The 16409-nt window shown below is 72.3% G+C and carries 15 protein-coding genes; 5 read left to right on the top strand and 10 right to left on the bottom strand.

What is annotated here, in order from left to right:
- Positions 1 to 94: 94 nt before the first annotated feature.
- Positions 95 to 568 (bottom strand): hypothetical protein, encoded by a 474-nt coding sequence (locus ACIQVT_RS18400; RefSeq protein WP_403754213.1) that lies wholly within the window; start codon positions 566 to 568, stop codon positions 95 to 97.
- A 292-nt stretch (positions 569 to 860) separates the two neighbouring features.
- On the opposite strand from ACIQVT_RS18400, the gene ACIQVT_RS18395 reads away from it, so the two are divergent.
- From ACIQVT_RS18395 to ACIQVT_RS18385, 3 genes are all read left to right on the top strand, one after another.
- Positions 861 to 2546 (top strand): ribonuclease J, encoded by a 1686-nt coding sequence (locus ACIQVT_RS18395; protein WP_403754211.1) that lies wholly within the window; start codon positions 861 to 863, stop codon positions 2544 to 2546.
- A 136-nt stretch (positions 2547 to 2682) separates the two neighbouring features.
- On the top strand, positions 2683 to 3099 hold the full coding sequence (locus tag ACIQVT_RS18390; RefSeq protein WP_403754208.1) for a polyketide cyclase: 417 nt from the start codon (positions 2683 to 2685) through the stop codon (positions 3097 to 3099).
- Positions 3099 to 3527, top strand: coding sequence for a MarR family winged helix-turn-helix transcriptional regulator (locus ACIQVT_RS18385; protein WP_403754205.1), 429 nt, complete (start codon positions 3099 to 3101; stop codon positions 3525 to 3527). Before ACIQVT_RS18390 ends, ACIQVT_RS18385 begins: the two co-directional genes overlap by 1 nt.
- Before the next feature lie 44 nt (positions 3528 to 3571).
- Here ACIQVT_RS18385 and ACIQVT_RS18380 read toward each other — a convergent pair whose 3' ends face one another.
- A complete protein-coding gene (locus tag ACIQVT_RS18380) occupies positions 3572 to 4099 on the bottom strand; it encodes a GNAT family N-acetyltransferase (protein WP_403754202.1) in 528 nt (175 codons plus the stop codon).
- 515 nt (positions 4100 to 4614) lie between these two features.
- A complete protein-coding gene (locus ACIQVT_RS18375; RefSeq protein ID WP_055603386.1) occupies positions 4615 to 4818 on the bottom strand; it encodes a cold-shock protein in 204 nt (67 codons plus the stop codon).
- A 1216-nt stretch (positions 4819 to 6034) separates the two neighbouring features.
- Between ACIQVT_RS18375 and ACIQVT_RS18370 the strand changes: the two genes are divergently transcribed.
- Positions 6035 to 6394, top strand: a complete 360-nt coding sequence (locus ACIQVT_RS18370; protein ID WP_403754198.1) for a hypothetical protein — start codon at positions 6035 to 6037, stop codon at positions 6392 to 6394.
- Here the strand turns inward: ACIQVT_RS18370 and ACIQVT_RS18365 are convergent.
- Complete coding sequence (locus ACIQVT_RS18365; protein ID WP_403754195.1) at positions 6379 to 7380, bottom strand: LysR family transcriptional regulator; 1002 nt, start codon at positions 7378 to 7380, stop codon at positions 6379 to 6381. The genes ACIQVT_RS18370 and ACIQVT_RS18365 overlap by 16 nt on opposite strands.
- 133 nt (positions 7381 to 7513) lie before the next feature.
- Between ACIQVT_RS18365 and ACIQVT_RS18360 the strand changes: the two genes are divergently transcribed.
- Complete coding sequence (locus ACIQVT_RS18360) at positions 7514 to 8815, top strand: MFS transporter (RefSeq protein WP_403754191.1); 1302 nt, start codon at positions 7514 to 7516, stop codon at positions 8813 to 8815.
- A 31-nt stretch (positions 8816 to 8846) separates the two neighbouring features.
- Here ACIQVT_RS18360 and ACIQVT_RS18355 read toward each other — a convergent pair whose 3' ends face one another.
- From ACIQVT_RS18355 to ACIQVT_RS18330, 6 genes are all read right to left on the bottom strand, one after another.
- A complete protein-coding gene (locus ACIQVT_RS18355) occupies positions 8847 to 10382 on the bottom strand; it encodes a carboxylesterase/lipase family protein (RefSeq protein WP_403754188.1) in 1536 nt (511 codons plus the stop codon).
- A gap of 1 nt (position 10383) precedes the next feature.
- Entirely contained in the window at positions 10384 to 11049 is a 666-nt protein-coding gene (locus tag ACIQVT_RS18350) for a GPP34 family phosphoprotein (RefSeq protein WP_403754185.1), read from the bottom strand.
- Between the two features lie 132 nt (positions 11050 to 11181).
- Positions 11182 to 11844 carry a response regulator gene (locus ACIQVT_RS18345; RefSeq protein ID WP_403754182.1) on the bottom strand — a complete coding sequence of 221 codons (663 nt, stop codon included), beginning with the start codon at positions 11842 to 11844 and terminating at the stop codon, positions 11182 to 11184.
- Positions 11841 to 12986: a sensor histidine kinase gene (locus ACIQVT_RS18340; protein WP_403754179.1), complete on the bottom strand. Its 1146-nt coding sequence runs from the start codon at positions 12984 to 12986 to the stop codon at positions 11841 to 11843. Before ACIQVT_RS18340 ends, ACIQVT_RS18345 begins: the two co-directional genes overlap by 4 nt.
- Positions 12987 to 13032: 46 nt before the next feature.
- Positions 13033 to 14013 carry an alpha/beta fold hydrolase gene (locus ACIQVT_RS18335; RefSeq protein ID WP_403754176.1) on the bottom strand — a complete coding sequence of 327 codons (981 nt, stop codon included), beginning with the start codon at positions 14011 to 14013 and terminating at the stop codon, positions 13033 to 13035.
- Between the two features lie 224 nt (positions 14014 to 14237).
- Positions 14238 to 16043 (bottom strand): coagulation factor 5/8 type domain-containing protein, encoded by a 1806-nt coding sequence (locus ACIQVT_RS18330; protein ID WP_403754173.1) that lies wholly within the window; start codon positions 16041 to 16043, stop codon positions 14238 to 14240.
- Positions 16044 to 16409: the final 366 nt, after the last annotated feature.

Here is a 16409-nt window from a genome sequence, read left to right as displayed (position 1 = left end):
ACTCACCCTAGCGGTATGCCCGTCGATGTCGGTACGGCGAACTCGCCCCTGCCGGTGATCCGCCACGTGCGGGAGCCCAGGACGCGTCGGCGCGTCACCGCTCGTCGAGGGACGCCTGCCGGACGAGGAAGTCCTCGAACGCCGCCTTCTGCTTCGGGTCCATGAAGCCTTGCCTGACCTCGCGGGCCCGCTCCTGGAGCCACTGCGCCTCCCCCGGGTCCAGGAGCTCGGCGACCACCACACCTTCGCGAGTGACCGCCGTGCGCCCTCCCGAGCGGCGACGGAAGAGGGTGAACGGGCCGAACACCGCCGGGTGGGCCGGTTCGGGCGCCTCGGTCACGGCCCGGCTCCCCTCCCCCGCGTCACTCGTCGGGTAGGCGGTGGGGGCCCGGTGCTCCCAGAGCGCCAGCGTGGCGGCGGGCACCAGCACCGCGTGTTCCGGCTCCCCGGGCCCCTCCCACCTGAACGTGACGGTGACGGGTTCGCCGACCGCCTCGGCCAGTCCGAGCACCGTCTCCATCTCGTCGTCCATCGGGTAGCTCACCACTAGGTCGATCTGTATGTCCATGGCGCCCGACGCTGCCGGCCACCGCCGACATGCCCGCCCGTGGTCCTCGTGCCTCGTCGAGCGCGGCGCACCGGGTGGACCGTCGGCGGGCGTCCGTTCCACGCACCATGAGATGCTCGGCCATACGGTTCACACTGTGTAAGCGGGTCGACCTCCACCGTCACCCGTTCACCCGTCGGCGTGAGCCGGGCGTTCCGTGGGCACCCGTCATGGACAGCTTCCGTCCCCCGAGTAGCAGAGAGATCGCGCAGGCAGTGGATCATCCGTTCAACATCTCCGGTAGCGTCAAGGTATGAGTCATCCGCATCCAGAGCTAAAAGCCGCCCCGCCGTTGCCCAAGGGAGGGCTGAGGGTCGTCGCGCTCGGCGGTCTGGGTGAGATCGGCCGCAACATGACCGTCTTCGAGCACGCGGGCAAGTTGCTGATCGTCGACTGCGGCGTGCTGTTCCCCGAGGAGACCCAGCCCGGCGTGGACGTCATCCTGCCGGACTTCACCTCGATCCGGGACCGGCTGGACGACATCGTGGCCGTAGTCCTCACCCACGGTCACGAGGATCACATCGGCGGTGTCCCGTACCTGCTGCGCGAGCGCTCCGACATCCCCGTCGTCGGCTCCAAGCTGACGCTGGCGTTCCTCGAGGCCAAGCTCAAGGAACACGGCATCCGCCCCCGGACGGTGCGGGTGCGTGAGGGCGACCGGCGCGGTTTCGGACCCTTCGACTGTGAGTTCGTCGCGGTCAACCACTCCATCCCGGACGGCCTCGCGGTCGCCATCCGCACCAGCGCGGGAATGGTGCTGCACACCGGCGACTTCAAGATGGACCAGTTCCCCCTCGACGACCGCATCACCGACCTGCGCGCCTTCGCCCGCCTCGGCGAGGAGGGCGTGGACCTGTTCCTCACCGACTCCACCAACGCCGAGGTCCCCGGCTTCACCACCTCCGAGCGCGAGCTGAACCCGGCGATCGAGCAGGTGATGCGCACCGCGCCGCGCCGGGTCATCGTGTCCAGCTTCGCCAGCCACGTGCACCGCATCCAGCAGGTCCTGGACGCCGCCCACCAGCACGGCCGCAAGGTCGCCTTCGTGGGCAGGTCGATGGTCCGCAACATGGGCATCGCCCGTGACCTGGGCTATCTGAAGGTCCCGTCCGGTCTGGTCGTGAACACGAAGGAGCTGGAGAAGCTCCCCGACCACAAGATCACCTTGGTCTGCACCGGCTCCCAGGGCGAGCCGATGGCCGCGCTGTCACGCATGGCCAACCGTGACCACATGATCCGTATCGGCAAGGGCGACACGGTGCTGCTCGCCAGTTCCCTCATCCCCGGTAACGAGAACGCCATCTACCGGGTGATCAACGGACTCACCCGTTGGGGTGCCCACGTCGTCCACAAGGGCAACGCCAAGGTGCACGTCTCCGGGCACGCCAGTGCGGGCGAACTCGTCTACTGCTACAACATCGTCAAGCCCCGGAACGTCATGCCCGTGCACGGCGAATGGCGCCATCTGCGGGCCAACGGAGACCTCGCCATCCGTACCGGCGTGGACCCCGACCGGGTCGTCATCGCCGAGGACGGCGTCGTCGTGGACCTCGTCGACGGACGCGCGTCCATCACCGGCAAGGTCCCCGCCGGCAACGTCTACGTGGACGGCATGGAGGTCGGCGGCGCCACCGAGGCGTCCCTCAAGGACCGCCTCACCCTCGCCGCCGAAGGCGTGGTCACGGTCGTCGCGCTCGTCGACGCGGACACCGGTGCCCTCGCCGAGCCCCCCGACTTCCTGGCCCGTGGTTTCGTCCACGACGACACCACCTTCGAGCCGGTCGTCCCCGTCATCGAGAAGACGCTGGCCGCCGCGGCCGAGGAAGGCGTCGGGGACGCCCGTCAACTCGAACAGCTCCTCGCTCGCGCCGTGGCGAACTGGGCCTTCCGCACCCACCGCCGCAAGCCCCTCATCATCCCCGTCATCATCGACGCCTGAGCCACGGTGCCCGGCGGCACGGTTCCCCCTCAGGGGCCCGGCCGCCGGGCTTCGCCGTCGAACGCGGCAGTCGACTGGACAGATAGTCTGCGCGTAGATAATCTATGAGCACATCAACCGGTCGAGGAGGCCACACATGTGGGAGTACGAGCACAGCGTCGAGACCACCGCAGCCCCTGAGGCGATCTGGCGGCTCTGGGCCGACGTGGAGAGCTGGGGCACCTGGAACGCCGAGATCGAGAAGATCGAGATCGACGGCCCGTTCGCGGCGGGCGCGCGGATCACGATGACGCCGCCCGGCGAGGACCCGGTAGTGCTGCGTGTCGCCGAGGCCGTCGAAGGCGAACTGTTCGTCGACGAGGCCCGCTTCGACGACCTGTTGCTGCGCACCGTCCACCGGATCGACCGGCTCGACCGGGACCGGATCCGGGTGGTGTACCGGATGGAGATCACCGGCGACGGCGCGGACGAGGCCGGCCCGCAGATCGGCCCCGGCATCACCGCCGACTGGCCCGAGACCATGGCCTCGCTGGTCGCGCTGGCCCTGCGCTGATGCCCCTCGGTCCCGGCGAGAGCCCCGGATTCCTGCTGTGGCACGCCACCCTGCGCTGGCAGCGTGACGTCGCCACGGCCCTGGCTCCCCTCGGCCTCACCCACGTGCAGTTCGTGCTGCTCGCGTGTACCTGGTGGCTCAACGCCCAGGGCCGGCACCCCAACCAGCTGGCCCTCGCCCGCCAGGCCGGCACAGACGTGAAGATGACCTCCCAGGTGCTGCGCACCCTGGAACAGAAAGGGCTCGTCGCACGTGAAGTCGACCCGGCCGACACCCGGGCCAAACGACTACGGGTAACGGACACCGGCGCCGAGCTGGCCCCCCGTGCCATCGCGGCGGTCGAGCACGTCGACGCGCAGTTCTTCGAGCCGGTGCCCTTGGGCGACGCGGTGGCCCTGCTCGGCAGGCTGGCTCATCCCGAACCCTGATACACCCATGCTGACGACCACTGATCCCATGGTGCGACGAACAGTCAGTCGCCGAGGATCCGCTCCCACAGCAGCCCGTCCCGCCAGCTTCCGTCGAGGAAGATCGCAGAGTGCGCGACGCCGTACGGGGTGAAGCCGTTGCGGCGCAGCACCCGCTGCGACGGCAGGTTCTCCAGGTTCGTGGACGCCTCCACGCGGTGCAATCCGAGTTCTTCCCGGATCACCTGGAGTGCCAGCCCGACGGCACGCCCGGCGTGCCCTTGGTTCTGGGCGACGCCGGCGATCCAGTAGCCGAGGGAAGCGCGGCGCAGATGCGGCTGCGGCAGGATGCCGCCGACGGTGACCTGCCCGATCAGCTCGCCGTCGGCGAGCACCACGCCCGGCCAGACCGAGCCGGCCCGGTGACCGGCCAGCAGGCGGTCGATCCGCTGGGCCTGGCCCTGTCGGGTGTAGAAGTCGGCCTGCTGGGCCGGTTCCCACGGCCGGAAGGCCTCGAGGTCGCGCTCCCGGTGCGCGGCGATCGGAGAGGCGTCGGTGGGCTCGATCAGACGGATCCTGGTGTGGCTGCGCATGGGCGGTCCTCGTGGCGATTGCGTCGGATGCCACGTCAGCCTAGGCGTTGGTCCGTACGGGGAATCCGACGCGGCCCATTGCCCCCGAGGAGCGGTCGGGTGGTCGGTACGGGCTCCCCGGCCTGTGCCCCTCCGGCGCCGGTGCTCACAGCGATGCGGGGCCCGTCCGACCAGGGGGACCGGATCGAGCGTGACCGGTTGCCGGTCTCAGCAGAAGTTCCGGACGGACCAGACGGGGGCCCAGCTTCCGTAGGGATCCGAGGAGGGGGCGCCGGGGTAGCCCTTGGGACAGTCGGCCGGCGCGTACCGTAACGCGGGCTGTGCGGCGTTGGACGGGGCCGCAAGGTTTGTGGGTCGCGTGCTTCAAGTCATGATCGGTAGGCGCCGGAAGTGGCGCCATCCGGCGGTACGTCAGGTCGGTGGTACCGGTACGGCACCGCCGGTGGAGCCGGCCCGCCGGGCCGACGTTCATCGCGACCGGGGTCGGGAAGGATCCCGACCCCGGTCGCGCGAGGTCAGGCCAGGTTGATGTTCTCGGCCTGCGGGCCCTTCTGGCCCTGGGTGACGTCGAACGTCACGGTCTGGCCCTCCTGGAGCTCGCGGAAGCCCGTGGAGTTGATCGCGGAGTAGTGCGCGAAGACGTCCGGGCCGCCCCCGTCCTGGGCGATGAAGCCGAAGCCCTTTTCCGCGTTGAACCACTTGACGGTTCCGGTAGCCATGATCATGCCTTCCAGTCGATGAACGCCTCCCACTGATGCGGAAGACAGAGGTGATCGTCCTGGTTCCTGCGGCACGGCACAGCAGAACGCCCACACCGGGGCGTGGGCAAAGGGAACTCCGAACCACGACAACTGACGCGGACGCTACACGCCCGCACAGCGCGTCACCACTGGAATGATCACATCGCGGGCCAGAACCTTGCGAAAGCCGACCTCTCCGGGCGCATGTCGAGGGGCCTTGGTGCCGTACGGCACCAAGGCCCCGAAGGAACTGTCACACCATCTGCCGGCCCTGGTACTGCGCCGGCCTCATGTGTCCGCTGGCCCGACCGTAACGCTGTCGGAGGCGCGGGGATCGCGGTTGCTCGACCGGAGACCACCTCACTATCGATGTCCTGCGGTACCCGGGTTCGAAGTCGCGTGCCCGGGCGATCCTGATGGCGCTGGAGTCCTCCGCTCTTCCCTCTGTGACCAACACTTGCCTGGCGGATGCGGCGTACTGCTCCGTTCCGCCGATATCGCGAACCACTGGTGGCCCGATGAGGCGCCACCCTTCGGCAGCCGGACCCGCAGCCCGTCCTGCGACTGCTCCGGATCGGAACTCCACTGCCGAACCTCCCGGTGCGCGCGTCCGCAGCCGACGCCTTCACCGAGGTACCGCTCCGACTTCACTGCTGTCCACTGCGAACCGCACTTACGAATACTGCACCGCGTCGATCGCGGCCCTGCTCACGGCGGCCCCTGATCACCGCGGGCCACCCGGTCCGGTCGCCAGTCCCGTCGCCGTCCTACGACAACCCTGGCTTCGGGGCTCCACGACCGCACCGTCCTGCGCACTGCCAACTGCGTTTCACTCTCCCGGCAGTTCATCGCCGCCGGGCCTGGGTCGATCTCGACCACGAGAGAAACCATAACCATGACGCCGCACAATGTCTACTGTCGCCGGGACAGGTTTTCACCCGTTCGCGCGTGAGGTAACCCGCTGCCTCCGCTCCAGGGCTCCGAGGGGTCCCCTGGCCGGGGCATCGCCGGCCGCCGCCGTCGTCACCATCGGCAGGTGCCGGCCACCGGGCCCGAGCCCGGGCCCGGGCCCGCGCCGGTCCCGACGGTCCGGGCAGCGCCCGAGGGGTATCTGACGGCGGGATCGCGCGGGTGCGTCCTGATCCATGGGGCCGCCGTTACGGTGGCCGGACGGCGGGTGAATAGAATCTGGCTCATGTCGAAGCCTGACGAGCTGCTCATTGACGTCGCCGCCCTGGTGGAGTCCGGGCAGAGCAACCAAATGCCCCTGACCGTGGTCACCGGTGGTGCTGTCATCACCGGTCGACTGGCTTCCGAAGCAGTGTGGAGGCAGAGGGTGTCGGAGGTGCTGACGGACTCCGACCGCCTGGGTGAGTTCGCCGCCGTCTTCGACGCCCCCGTGAAGAAGGACGGCCCGCCCACCCACCTGCACTTCCACGTCGCCCGGATCCTTCAGGGCACGGTGGGGATCCCGGAGACGGGCGGGATGTACCGGGTGGCCATCGAGGACGTCAACGCCTGGACCATGGGCGACTTCAGCTACGTCGACCACTGAGTGGTGCGGGAGACCCGCTGGACGGGGCGGTCGCCGTGAGCCGCCGCCCGTTCAGCGGGAAGCACCCAGCTCGGACTCCAGGTCCCGGCCGCGTCGTGGTCGGCCGCCGTGGTGGCGAGGTGGGTGCGGAGGATCGTCAGCGCCGGGTGCGGGTTGTCGCGGTGCCAGAGCAGCGAGTGCGGGTAGACGGGCGTCGGGTCGGTCACCGGGATGCGGCGCAGGCCGTGCCCGGCGGGCCAGACCAGGCGGGTCTGCTCGCCCATGAAGGTGGCCAGGGCCGGCGTGTCGGCGATGGTGTCGAGCAGGGCGTCGGAGCCGAAGTTGGGGCCGGTCGCCTCGATGGTGAGTCCGAACTCGGCGACGAGGTCGTCGTAGTAGGCCGCCCACTCGGTACCGGGCACGATGCCGGGCATCCAGATCCGGTGTCCGGCGAGCCGCGCGAGGGGCACGGACCGGGCGCCGGCCAGCGCGTGGGCGGGGCCGGTGAGGAGCTGGAGCGGCTCGTCGAGCACCCGGACGGACTCGATGTCCTCGGGAAGGGGCCGGCCGGGCACGGCGACGGCACGGAAGGTCGCGTCGATCGCGCCGGACCGGAGGGCGGCGACGGCCGTGTCGATGTCGAACAGCATCACCACGTCGAGGTCGATGTCGGGGTGCGCGCGGTGGAAGCCGCGCATCAGGCCCGACGCCGCGACGCGGGAGGCGATCACGTCGACGCGCAGCGGCCGGCGGCCGGTGCGCACGGAGGCGGCCGCGCGGTCGGCGACGCGCAGCAGTTCGCGCGCGTGGGGCAGGAACGCCTGCCCGTCGATGGTGAGCCGGGCGCCGCGCGGGGTGCGGGTGAACAGCCGTACCCCGAGGTTCCGCTCCAGCGCGGCGACGCGTTTGGAGACGGCCTGCTGGGTCACCGCCAGCTCGGCGGCGGCCTCCTGGAACTGTCCCGCCTCGGCGACGGCGACGAACGTCCGGACGGCGTCGAGGCCCATGCCGCCCACACTACGGCCACAACCATCGGTTGTGGCTGGTGCCGCCCCGGTTGTTTGATCCGCGGTTCCGCGCTCGCTTTGATACTTCCGGTCGCGCAACGGTTGTGCGGGCGGGTGGCGAGGGGTGTCGGGGATGAGGATCGGGCACCGCACGGGACAACGGCTGGGGCGGGGGTTCGGGTGGCTCTGGGGAGCGTACGGGACGAGCGCACTCGGCACGTGGCTCGCCTTCGGAGCGTTCCCGCTGATCGCCGTCCGGGTACTGCGCGCGGGGCCGGCCGAGGTCGCCGCGCTCGCCTCCGTGGGGGCCGCGGTGGGGGCGGCCGTGGCGGTGCCGCTCGGCCCGTGGGTGGAGTTCCGCCGCAAGCGGCCGGTGCTGATCACGATGGACCTGGCGCGGTGCGCGGCGCTGCTGACGATCCCCGTCGCGTACGCGTTCGGCGTGCTCACCTTCCTCCAGCTGCTCCTGGTCTCGGTCGTCGTCGCGGCGGCCGACATCACCTTCCGAGCCGCCTCCGGCGCGTACCTGAAGACTCTGGTGCCTGCCGAGGACCTGCTCGTCGCCAACGCGCGTCTCGAGTCCACGACCTGGACGACCACGATCGTCGGGCCACCGCTGGGTGGCGCGGCGATCGGGCTCCTCGGCCCGGTGGCGACCGTGGTGGCCGACGCGGTCAGCTATCTGCTCTCCGCCCTGGGCATCGGTGCGGCGGGCGGCCACGAGCCGCGGCCCGAGCGCCGGGAGGACAGGCGGCTGCGGGCCGGTGACCTGCTCGACGGTTGGCGGTACATCCTCGGCGACGCGGCGCTGCGTCCGCTGTTCCTGAACACGGCCGTGTTCAACGGACTGGTGATGGCCACCCAGCCGCTGCTGGCCGTCCTGATGCTCGGCCGACTGGGTTTCGCGCCGTGGCAGTACGGCCTCGCCTTCGCCGCTCCCTCGATCGGCGGACTGCTCGGTTCCCGGCTGGCCCGTCCGCTCGTCACCCGGTACGGGCAGCGCCGCGTCCTGGTCGCGTCCGGGACGCTGCGCGCGCTCTGGCCGGTCGGCCTGGCGTTCCTGGGTCCGGGCACCGGCGGGCTGCTGCTGGTCATCGGCGTCGAACTCGGACTCATCCTCTGCTGCGGGGTCTTCAACCCGGTGTACGCCACCTACCGCCTCGAGCGCACCGCGGCCGACCGGGTCGCCCGCACGCTGTCCGCCTGGGCGGTGACGACCAAGGCCTCGACCGCCCTGCTGACGGCCGTCTGGGGTGTGCTGGGCGGTCTGCTCGGCGCGCGTACAGCCATCGGCCTGGCCGGCGTGCTGCTGCTGGCGACTCCGCTGCTGCTCGGCTCCGGGTCCAGGTTCCGGTTCGGGTACGCAGGGGGGCGTGGCCGCGCACCCGTCCCCGGCTCCCCGCCGGGTGGCGCGAGCCCCGGCACCCGTCTCTAGCCCCCGCAGGGTGACACGCCCCCCACCGCTCTCACTGGTGGTCGGTCCAGAGGCGGCAGTGGTGGCTCCGCTCCGGACGGGTCGGGCCGATGTCGTCGGGGAGCAGGGTCTGTACGCCGGTCCGTGGCCAGTGGGGCGCGCCGTCGCCGTTGGGGTCGCCGGAGCGGGCGAAGCGTGTCCAGTAGCCGATCATCGTGTCGGCCAGGCGCCGCTGCGCCACCGTCAGGGCGCGGGGTCTGCCGCCCAGGTCGAACAGGTAGGGCAGTTCGGTGGTGTGGGTGGCACCGAGCGGGAAGGGCGGCTCGGTCGTCGTGGGGCGGGGCGCGTGCGGATCGGCGAACTCGTAGCGCCACACGGGCATCCGGCGGGCGAGCGACCGGGCCGTGCTCGCGGTCGGGCAGGCGTAGTCGGAGTCGCCGATGACGGCGCCGAGGACCGGTCCGCCGTCGTCGGCCGTGACCGGGTAGGTGTGGACGACCCGCGGGGTGCGGGCCGGGTCGGGGAGGAAGCCGCTGACGACGTCCGGCCAGGTCGCCGGTGTGATGGTCGTGCCCGCCCGCACGATGCCGGCGGCCCAGACCGTGCCCTCGTCGTGGTTGGCGCCGAGCAGGACCGGCATCCGCCGCAGCGCTCCCGCGGCGAGCGCGGCGGCGGGATCGCGCGGCAGCAGCGGGGTTCCGTAGGCGGGGTGCTGGTCGATCCCCTGGTGCGCGAGCAGTTCCTCGGGCGGCACCTCGCGCAGGCAGGCGAGGGGGCGCGCGGCCTCGGCACAACCCACGTCGGCGGTGAGTTCAGCGCCGGCCGCCTCGGCCGTGGCCCGGGGGTAGGCGGACGGGGCGAAGAACCGCTCGGGCCGTCCGGAGCACGGCCCGCTCTCGATGACGGCCCGCTGGAAGAGTCCCGCCGCCGAGGGTGAGGCGAGCTGGGCGCAGACGCTGTAGGCGCCGGCGGACTGGCCCGCCAGGGTGACGTCGCGGGGATCGCCGCCGAAGGCCGCGATGTTGTCCCGGACGTAGCGGAGCGCCGCCTGCTGGTCGGCGAGGCCGAACGTGCCGGAACCGGCGAGGCCCGGGCGGGCGAGGAACCCCAGTGCTCCGAGGCGGTAGTCGACGGTGACCACCACGACGTCGCCGCGTACGGCCATCCGGTGGGCGTCGTAGGAGGGGCCGGTCCCGGTGGTGAAGCCGCCGCCGTGCAGCCAGACGATGACGGGCCGGGGACGGGCGGGGGTGGCGGTGTCCGGTGCGGTGACGCCGAGGTACAGACAGTCCTCGGTCGTGCTGCCACCGCGGACCTCGCCGTCGGGCTGGGCGCACGCCGGGGCGGGGCGCCGCGCGTCGCGGATCCCGGTCCAGGGTGACGGCGGCCGGGGCGCGGTCCAGCGCAGGGCGCGCACCGGCGGCGCCGCGTAGGGGATCGCCTCGAAGGTGCGGTAGCCGTCGTGGGCGGCGCCGCGTACCGCGCCGTCCTGGGTGCGCACCACCGTCGGCGCGGCCGGTGCCGCCGCCGCGGGCAGGGGGGTGGACGCGGCCAGGGCGCAGGTCAGGGCGAGTACCGCGAGGCGCATGTCAGCTTCCGCCCATTCCGCCCTGTGCGGCCACCAGCGTCATGCCGAGGCCGCCGACCGCCTTGCCGAGACCGGGGGCCACGGCAGTGAGGCGTCCGGTGAGTTCCGCGACGCGGTCCTTGTGGGCGCGGGCGTCCGAGCGGGAGAGGACGGGCCGGACTCCGCCGGCGGCGGCCAGGGCCACCAGGGTGGCGTCGGCGGGCGCGATCAGCTCGGCGGCCCGGGTGCCGTGCAGCAGGCCGGTCACCGTGGTCCGCAGCGCGGTGACGGCCGAGGTGTCCGCGACCCTGACCGTGCGCCGGGACCGGCCGAGGGAGCTGCTCTCGTCGACGGTCAGTACGCCCTGGTCGAGGAGCCGGTCCTCGACCGTGCGCAGCGTCTCGCCGCGGTCGTGCCTGATCCAGGAGTGCCAGCCGCGCCGGGCGGTCGCGACGTGGTCGAGCGTCAGGTCGAGGACCGGGTCCCCGGTCGGTCCCGGCGTCGCCACCAGCGCGTCACCGCCGGAGTCGACGAGATTCCCCCGGATCGCCAGCTCGGCCAGGACGGCGGCGCGGAGCAGGAACGCGGTTCGGGTGCGGTCGTAGAGGCCGCCGGTGCCGGTGTCGTAGGCCATGAGGTACGTCCGGTGGTACACGTGCGGCGTGGTGCGGGTCGGAGGCTGCGTCATGGCGTCGACGCTACGGAGGCCACCGGCGGGAGTGATCCGTCCAGCGGGTGGGATCCGCCTGGGCACGAGGGATGAGCGGCCCGGTGACTCATCCTGGAGGATGAGTGACGGTGACCTGTGCGGCGCCGGGCGTCAGAGGTCGCGGGGGCGCACGATCCGGTGGTCGTAGGCGGCGACCGCGGCCTGTACCCGGTCCCGCAGCCCGAGTTTGCGCAGCACCGCCGAGACATGGGTCTTGACGGTCGCCTCCGAGAGGTTCAGGTGCCGGGCGATCTCCGCGTTCGACAGGGCCCGCCCGATCAGGGCGAGGACCTCCAGCTCGCGTGCCGAGAGTTCCGACAGGGCGGCGGCCGTCGGCGGCTCCGCGAGGCCGGTGGAGGCGAAGCGGTCGAGCATGCGTCGGGTCACGCTGGGCGCGAGCAGCGCGTCGCCGCGGGCGACGACCCGGATGGCGTCGGCGAGTTCGGCGGGCCGGATGTCCTTCAGCAGGAAACCGCTGGCGCCCGCGCGCAGTGCCGTCAGCACGTGCTCGTCCAGGTCGAACGTGGTGACCACGAGGACCCGGGTCGTACTGCCCGAGGCGATGATCTCGCGGGTGGCGTCGATGCCGTCCATCACGGGCATCCGGACGTCCATCAGGACGACGTCCGGCCGCAACTGCCGGACCAGCCGCACCGCGTGCTGGCCGTCGGTCGCCTCGCCGACGACCTCCAAGTCGTCACGGGCGTCGATGATCATGCGGAAACCGCCCCGGACCAGTGCCTGGTCGTCGGCCACCACTACCCGGATCGTCACGGTCCGCAGCCTATCGGCAGCTCGGCGCGCACCTCGAAACCGCCCTCCGGCCGGGGACCCGCCTCGAAGGTGCCGCCGAGGAGCTCCGCCCGCTCGCGCATGCCGGGGAGGCCGCGCCCGGCTCCGGGCGAGCGGAGCACCCCGGCGGGCGGCCGGCCGTCGTCCGTGACGGTCAGGCGCACGGTCGAGGCGTCGTAGCGCACCCGGATGCCGACGCGGGTGGCGCGGGCGTGGCGCAGGGTGTTCGTCAGCGCCTCCTGCACGATGCGGTACCCGGCGAGATCCACCGCGGCGGTGGGGGCGTGGGTGCGCTCCCCCACGCTCAGGTCCACGGCGACGCCCGAGGCGCGGGCGTTGGACGCCAGTTCCTCCAGGTCGGTGAGGCCGCGCGCGGGCCTGCGCCCGTCGTCGCCCTCGTGCGGGGGCTCGGCGCGCAGGAGCAGACGCAGTTCGCTCAGCGCGGACCGGCCGGCGTCGTCGATGGCGCGCAGCGCCTGCCGGGCCCGCTCCGGGTCCCGTTCGAAGACGTCGTCGGCGGCGCTCGCCTGGATCACCATCACGGACACGGTGTGCGCCACCACGTCGTGGACCTCGCGGGCGATCCTGGCGCGTTCCTCGGCCGCGGCCCGCTGGGTCTGCGCGACGAGGCGCTCGTGCTGGGCGCGGCGCCACTGGCCGCCGGTCCACGCCAGCGTGACGGCCAGCAGGTAGGCAGCGGCCCCCGGCGCCCCACCCCCGACGACCGCGGCCGGTGTGAGCGCCAGCAGCCCGAGCAGCCACCGACGCGACACGCGCGGCGGTGACTGCGACGACAGGACGCTCAGCGCGATCTGTGCCGCCAGCAGCGCACCGGTCAGCCCGACCGCGGGGAGCAGCGGCCACAGTGCCACGCCGGTCAGCGCGGTGACGGTGAGGACGGTCCGGGGGCGGCGGACCACCCACCACAGCGCCGCGACCTGGACCGCCGCGAGCAGGACCGCGGCGGCGGACCGCCACGGGCGGTGGTCCCCGGCGCCCGCGACGAGGGCCGTGGGCACCACCACGCCGAGCACGAGCAGCGCCGAGCCGGTCCGCAGCGCCCTGACGGCTCGCGCGGACGGGGAGAAGTGGTCGCTGCCGTCCGAACCGGGCCCCTGATCCACGGCCCGACGCTACCAACCCCGTGTCCGGCCGGCGCGGGTGGGCGCGTCAGCCGGGCAGGGCGGCGAGCCAGTCGGTGAGGATGCGGTTGACCTCGGCGGGGCGTTCCTGCTGGATCCAGTGGCCGCAGCCGGCGAGGATGTGTGAGGAGACCAGGCCCGGCAGGGTGACCGGGTACGCCTCGATCGCGTCGGCCAGCCAGGTCGTGGAGGCGTCCCGGCCGCCGCCCACGAACAGCGAGGGCTGGGTGATCGGGGCACCGTCGAGGGCGGCGAGGTCGGCCCAGTCGCGGTCCATGTTCCGGTAGCGGTCGAGGGCGCCGGTGAAGCCGGTGCGCTCGAACTCGCCGGCGTAGAAGTCGAGGTCGGCCTCGCCGAGCCAGGCGGGCAGCCGGCCGGCCGGGAACCGGTCGCGCAGCTTCCCGGCCCGGCTGACGAAGTGCGGGTCGGGGGCGTCGGGCGCGGGCATGGTGTCGCCGGACATGGCCGCGTAGATGCCCGCGAGCCAGCCGCGGACGTCGGGTTCGATCTCGGCCTCCGCGCGGCCCGGCTCCTGGAAGTAGGAGACGTAGAACTCGTCGTCGCCGCCCATCCGGGTGAAGACGTCACTGGGCCGGGGCCCGCCGCGCGGGGTGTACGGCACGCTCAGCAGCCCCACCGCCCGGAAGACCCCGGGTTCGAGCAGCGCCGAGTTCGCGGCGACGACCGCTCCCCAGTCGTGGCCGACGACCACCGCGGACTCCTCGCCGAGGGCGTGTACCACCGCGACGTTGTCCGCGACCAGGTCGAGCATCCGGTAGGCGTCCGTCGCGGCCGGCTTGGAGGAACGGCCGTAGCCGCGCACGTCCACGGCGACCGCGCGGTAGCCGGCCGCCGCGAGGACCGGCAGCTGGTGGCGCCAGGAGTACCAGGACTCCGGGAAGCCGTGCACGAGCAGCACCAGTGGCCCGGTCCCCTGTTCCACGAGGTGGATCCGGCCGGCCGGTGAGGGGACCGAGCGATGGGTGTACTCCGCGGCGTGCTGCGCCATGTGTCTCCTCCGGGAACGTCGACCGAGGTGCCCCGGCGCGGCCTTCTTCCGCCGTGTCCGATGGCCCGGCTCCCGATGATGCGGGAAGCGCCGCCGGGACGACGACCTCATTTGCCGATCCGGCAACTCCGGCTTCCCCGCGGACCCCCTGAGGTGGGAGGCCGTGGCGGAACCGGCCCGGGTGGGGGCCGGTTCCGTCGCCGTGGGCTCCGTCCGGTGCCGGGTCAGGGGTACGACAGCACCGTCGACGGCGTGGTCGACGTGCCCGACGTCGGCGCACCGGTGTCGTTGATGACGTGCTCGTACTGGCCCTGGCCGCCGAGGGACACCACGAGCAGGTCGTGGAACCTCACGCCGGAGGTGTTCGGGGCGGCGAAGCCGTGGTGCTGCACGATGCCCGCGTCCGCCGTGTAGTTGCAGTAACTGCCCATCCCCCAGGCCTCGTGGGCGGTGACCTTGTCGCCGACCTTGTAGGCGGCGTAGCCCTTCACGGAGCCGTTCTGGATCGCGGCCTGGTTCGGGGCGTCGTACGCCTTCTCGTTCTGGAAGAAGATGGTGCGGCCGCGCTGGCCGTACCACTGCACGTCGTACTTGTTGAAGTGCTCGACGAACAGGCCGGTGCACAGGACGTCGTCGCCGTTGACGACGATGCCGTAGTCGGCGCGGTTGGTGTCCCACCCGACGCCGGTGCCGTGGTCCGCGCGCCAGACCCAGGTGTGGTCGACGATGGTGTTCCTGCTGTTGATGACCATGCTGGTGGTGGCTTTGCCGGCGCCCGCCCCGCCGATGCGCACGAACACGTCCTGCACGGTGGTCGGGTTGGCCGTGTGGTCGCGGGAGGCGCCGCTGGGGCCGACCTCCAGCAGGGTCGCGGAGTTGACCGGCCCGGCGTCGATGAGGAAGCCCGCCAGGCGGACGCCGTCCACGTCGGCGACGCGCAGGGCGGTGGCGCCGTTGTCCGGCACGATCGTCGCGTAACCGAGGCCCAGGACCACGGTGTTGGCCCGGTCGACCTGGATCGGTCGGTCGACGTGGTAGATCCCCGGCGTCAGCAGCAGGTGGAGCCCCTGGGACAGGGCCTGGTTGAGGGTGGCCGCGGTGACGCCCGGTTTGGCGACGTAGAACTGCGAGAGCGGCAGCGAGGTGCCGCGGGGCGTGCCGTTGCCCCAGGTGACGCCGCGCGCGTTGGTGCGCTTCTCCGGCAGGAAGACGCGGTACTCGCCGCCGTCGAGGTAGAGGAACGGCTTCTCACGGGAGACGGGCGTGGTGTCGAGGGTGGTGTACGGCGGGTTGGGGAAGCTCTGTGCCGGAGCGCCCTGGACGCCGGAGAACACCATGTTCCAGACGGCGTTGGTCCAGCCGCCGATCACGCTGTCGCGGGTGTACCACTGCTGCTGCGAGTAGGGGCCGACCTGGCCGTCGACGCGGCAGTCGGCGATGTAGCCGCCGCTGGCCCAGCCGTAGCCGGCCGGGGCGAGGTTGAGGCCGCCGCGCACGTGGATCCGGCGGAAGGGGGCCGCCTGGGCGACGGCCCAGCGGTTGGTGCCGTTGGCCGGGACGAGGGCCAGGTTCTCGGCCGAACGCCAGAAGTTCTGCGTGGCGTTGCCGCCCGCCCAGCCCGCGTCGACCGTGACGTCGCCGTTGATGGTCGTGTCGTCCGGCGACAGACCCAGGCCGGCTATGGAGGTGTAGAAGCCGAGCTGGGCGTTGAGCCCCGAGTAGGTGCCGGGCTTGAACAGCAGCGCGTAGCGGCCGGTGCCGAACTGCGCCGACTCCTGCTGCCGGAAGACCTGGTCGAGCTTGGCCTGGACGCCGGGGGTGGAGGGGTCGAAGACCAGCACGTTGGGGCCGAGGTCGCCACCGCCGGACAGGGCGCGCGGCCGGGCGGCCGCGGGAGCGGCCGAGGCGGGGGTGGCCAGGCCGGTCACGAAGGGGGCCGTCGCCGCCGTCGCGGCGGCTGCGCCGATGACGGCGCGGCGGGTGAGGGGAGACCGGCCGGGGGCTGGGGAGTCGGAGAAGGCAGGGGGCATGAACGGCTCTCCTGGTTCGGGATGTGAACGATGTGGGGGCTGGGGAGCGCTCTCTCGACGGGAATGCTTCAGTCCACTGAACGCATCGTCAAGAGTTGAGACGTAAATCAGTGAGGTTTCGTTCATGTCCCGTCGACCTGACGACACTCGCCGGAAACGAATCTCAACGTCCTTCAGGCTCCTGACCCTCGACTTCGCCGGCGGGCACGTGGCGAGCCCGCGTCCACTGCTGCCGGACACCTTGACACCCCCGCGCCGCCGACTGAGACTCCGTTGTTGGGAGAGCGCTCTCCCGATACGGGCACCCACGGCGCTCCGTCCCGCGGCGCGACGGCCGCCCACCCCCCGTCTCCTCCATCCTCAGGA

It is taken from the genome of Streptomyces sp. NPDC100445, assembly GCF_044759735.1.
Taxonomy (GTDB): domain Bacteria; phylum Actinomycetota; class Actinomycetes; order Streptomycetales; family Streptomycetaceae; genus Streptomyces.
This window is presented reverse-complemented; position numbering and strand designations above follow the sequence as displayed.

What these genes read in the sequence shown, in the direction of transcription:
- ACIQVT_RS18400 (WP_403754213.1), bottom strand. Translation starts at nt 568, where the DNA reads ATGGACATACAGATCGACCTAGTGGTGAGCTACCCGATGGACGACGAG.
- ACIQVT_RS18395 (WP_403754211.1), top strand. Translation starts at nt 861, where the DNA reads ATGAGTCATCCGCATCCAGAGCTAAAAGCCGCCCCGCCGTTGCCCAAG.
- ACIQVT_RS18390 (WP_403754208.1), top strand. Translation starts at nt 2,683, where the DNA reads ATGTGGGAGTACGAGCACAGCGTCGAGACCACCGCAGCCCCTGAGGCG.
- ACIQVT_RS18385 (WP_403754205.1), top strand. Translation starts at nt 3,099, where the DNA reads ATGCCCCTCGGTCCCGGCGAGAGCCCCGGATTCCTGCTGTGGCACGCC.
- ACIQVT_RS18380 (WP_403754202.1), bottom strand. Translation starts at nt 4,099, where the DNA reads ATGCGCAGCCACACCAGGATCCGTCTGATCGAGCCCACCGACGCCTCT.
- ACIQVT_RS18375 (WP_055603386.1), bottom strand. Translation starts at nt 4,818, where the DNA reads ATGGCTACCGGAACCGTCAAGTGGTTCAACGCGGAAAAGGGCTTCGGC.
- ACIQVT_RS18370 (WP_403754198.1), top strand. Translation starts at nt 6,035, where the DNA reads ATGTCGAAGCCTGACGAGCTGCTCATTGACGTCGCCGCCCTGGTGGAG.
- ACIQVT_RS18365 (WP_403754195.1), bottom strand. Translation starts at nt 7,380, where the DNA reads ATGGGCCTCGACGCCGTCCGGACGTTCGTCGCCGTCGCCGAGGCGGGA.
- ACIQVT_RS18360 (WP_403754191.1), top strand. Translation starts at nt 7,514, where the DNA reads ATGAGGATCGGGCACCGCACGGGACAACGGCTGGGGCGGGGGTTCGGG.
- ACIQVT_RS18355 (WP_403754188.1), bottom strand. Translation starts at nt 10,382, where the DNA reads ATGCGCCTCGCGGTACTCGCCCTGACCTGCGCCCTGGCCGCGTCCACC.
- ACIQVT_RS18350 (WP_403754185.1), bottom strand. Translation starts at nt 11,049, where the DNA reads ATGACGCAGCCTCCGACCCGCACCACGCCGCACGTGTACCACCGGACG.
- ACIQVT_RS18335 (WP_403754176.1), bottom strand. Translation starts at nt 14,013, where the DNA reads ATGGCGCAGCACGCCGCGGAGTACACCCATCGCTCGGTCCCCTCACCG.
- ACIQVT_RS18330 (WP_403754173.1), bottom strand. Translation starts at nt 16,043, where the DNA reads ATGCCCCCTGCCTTCTCCGACTCCCCAGCCCCCGGCCGGTCTCCCCTC.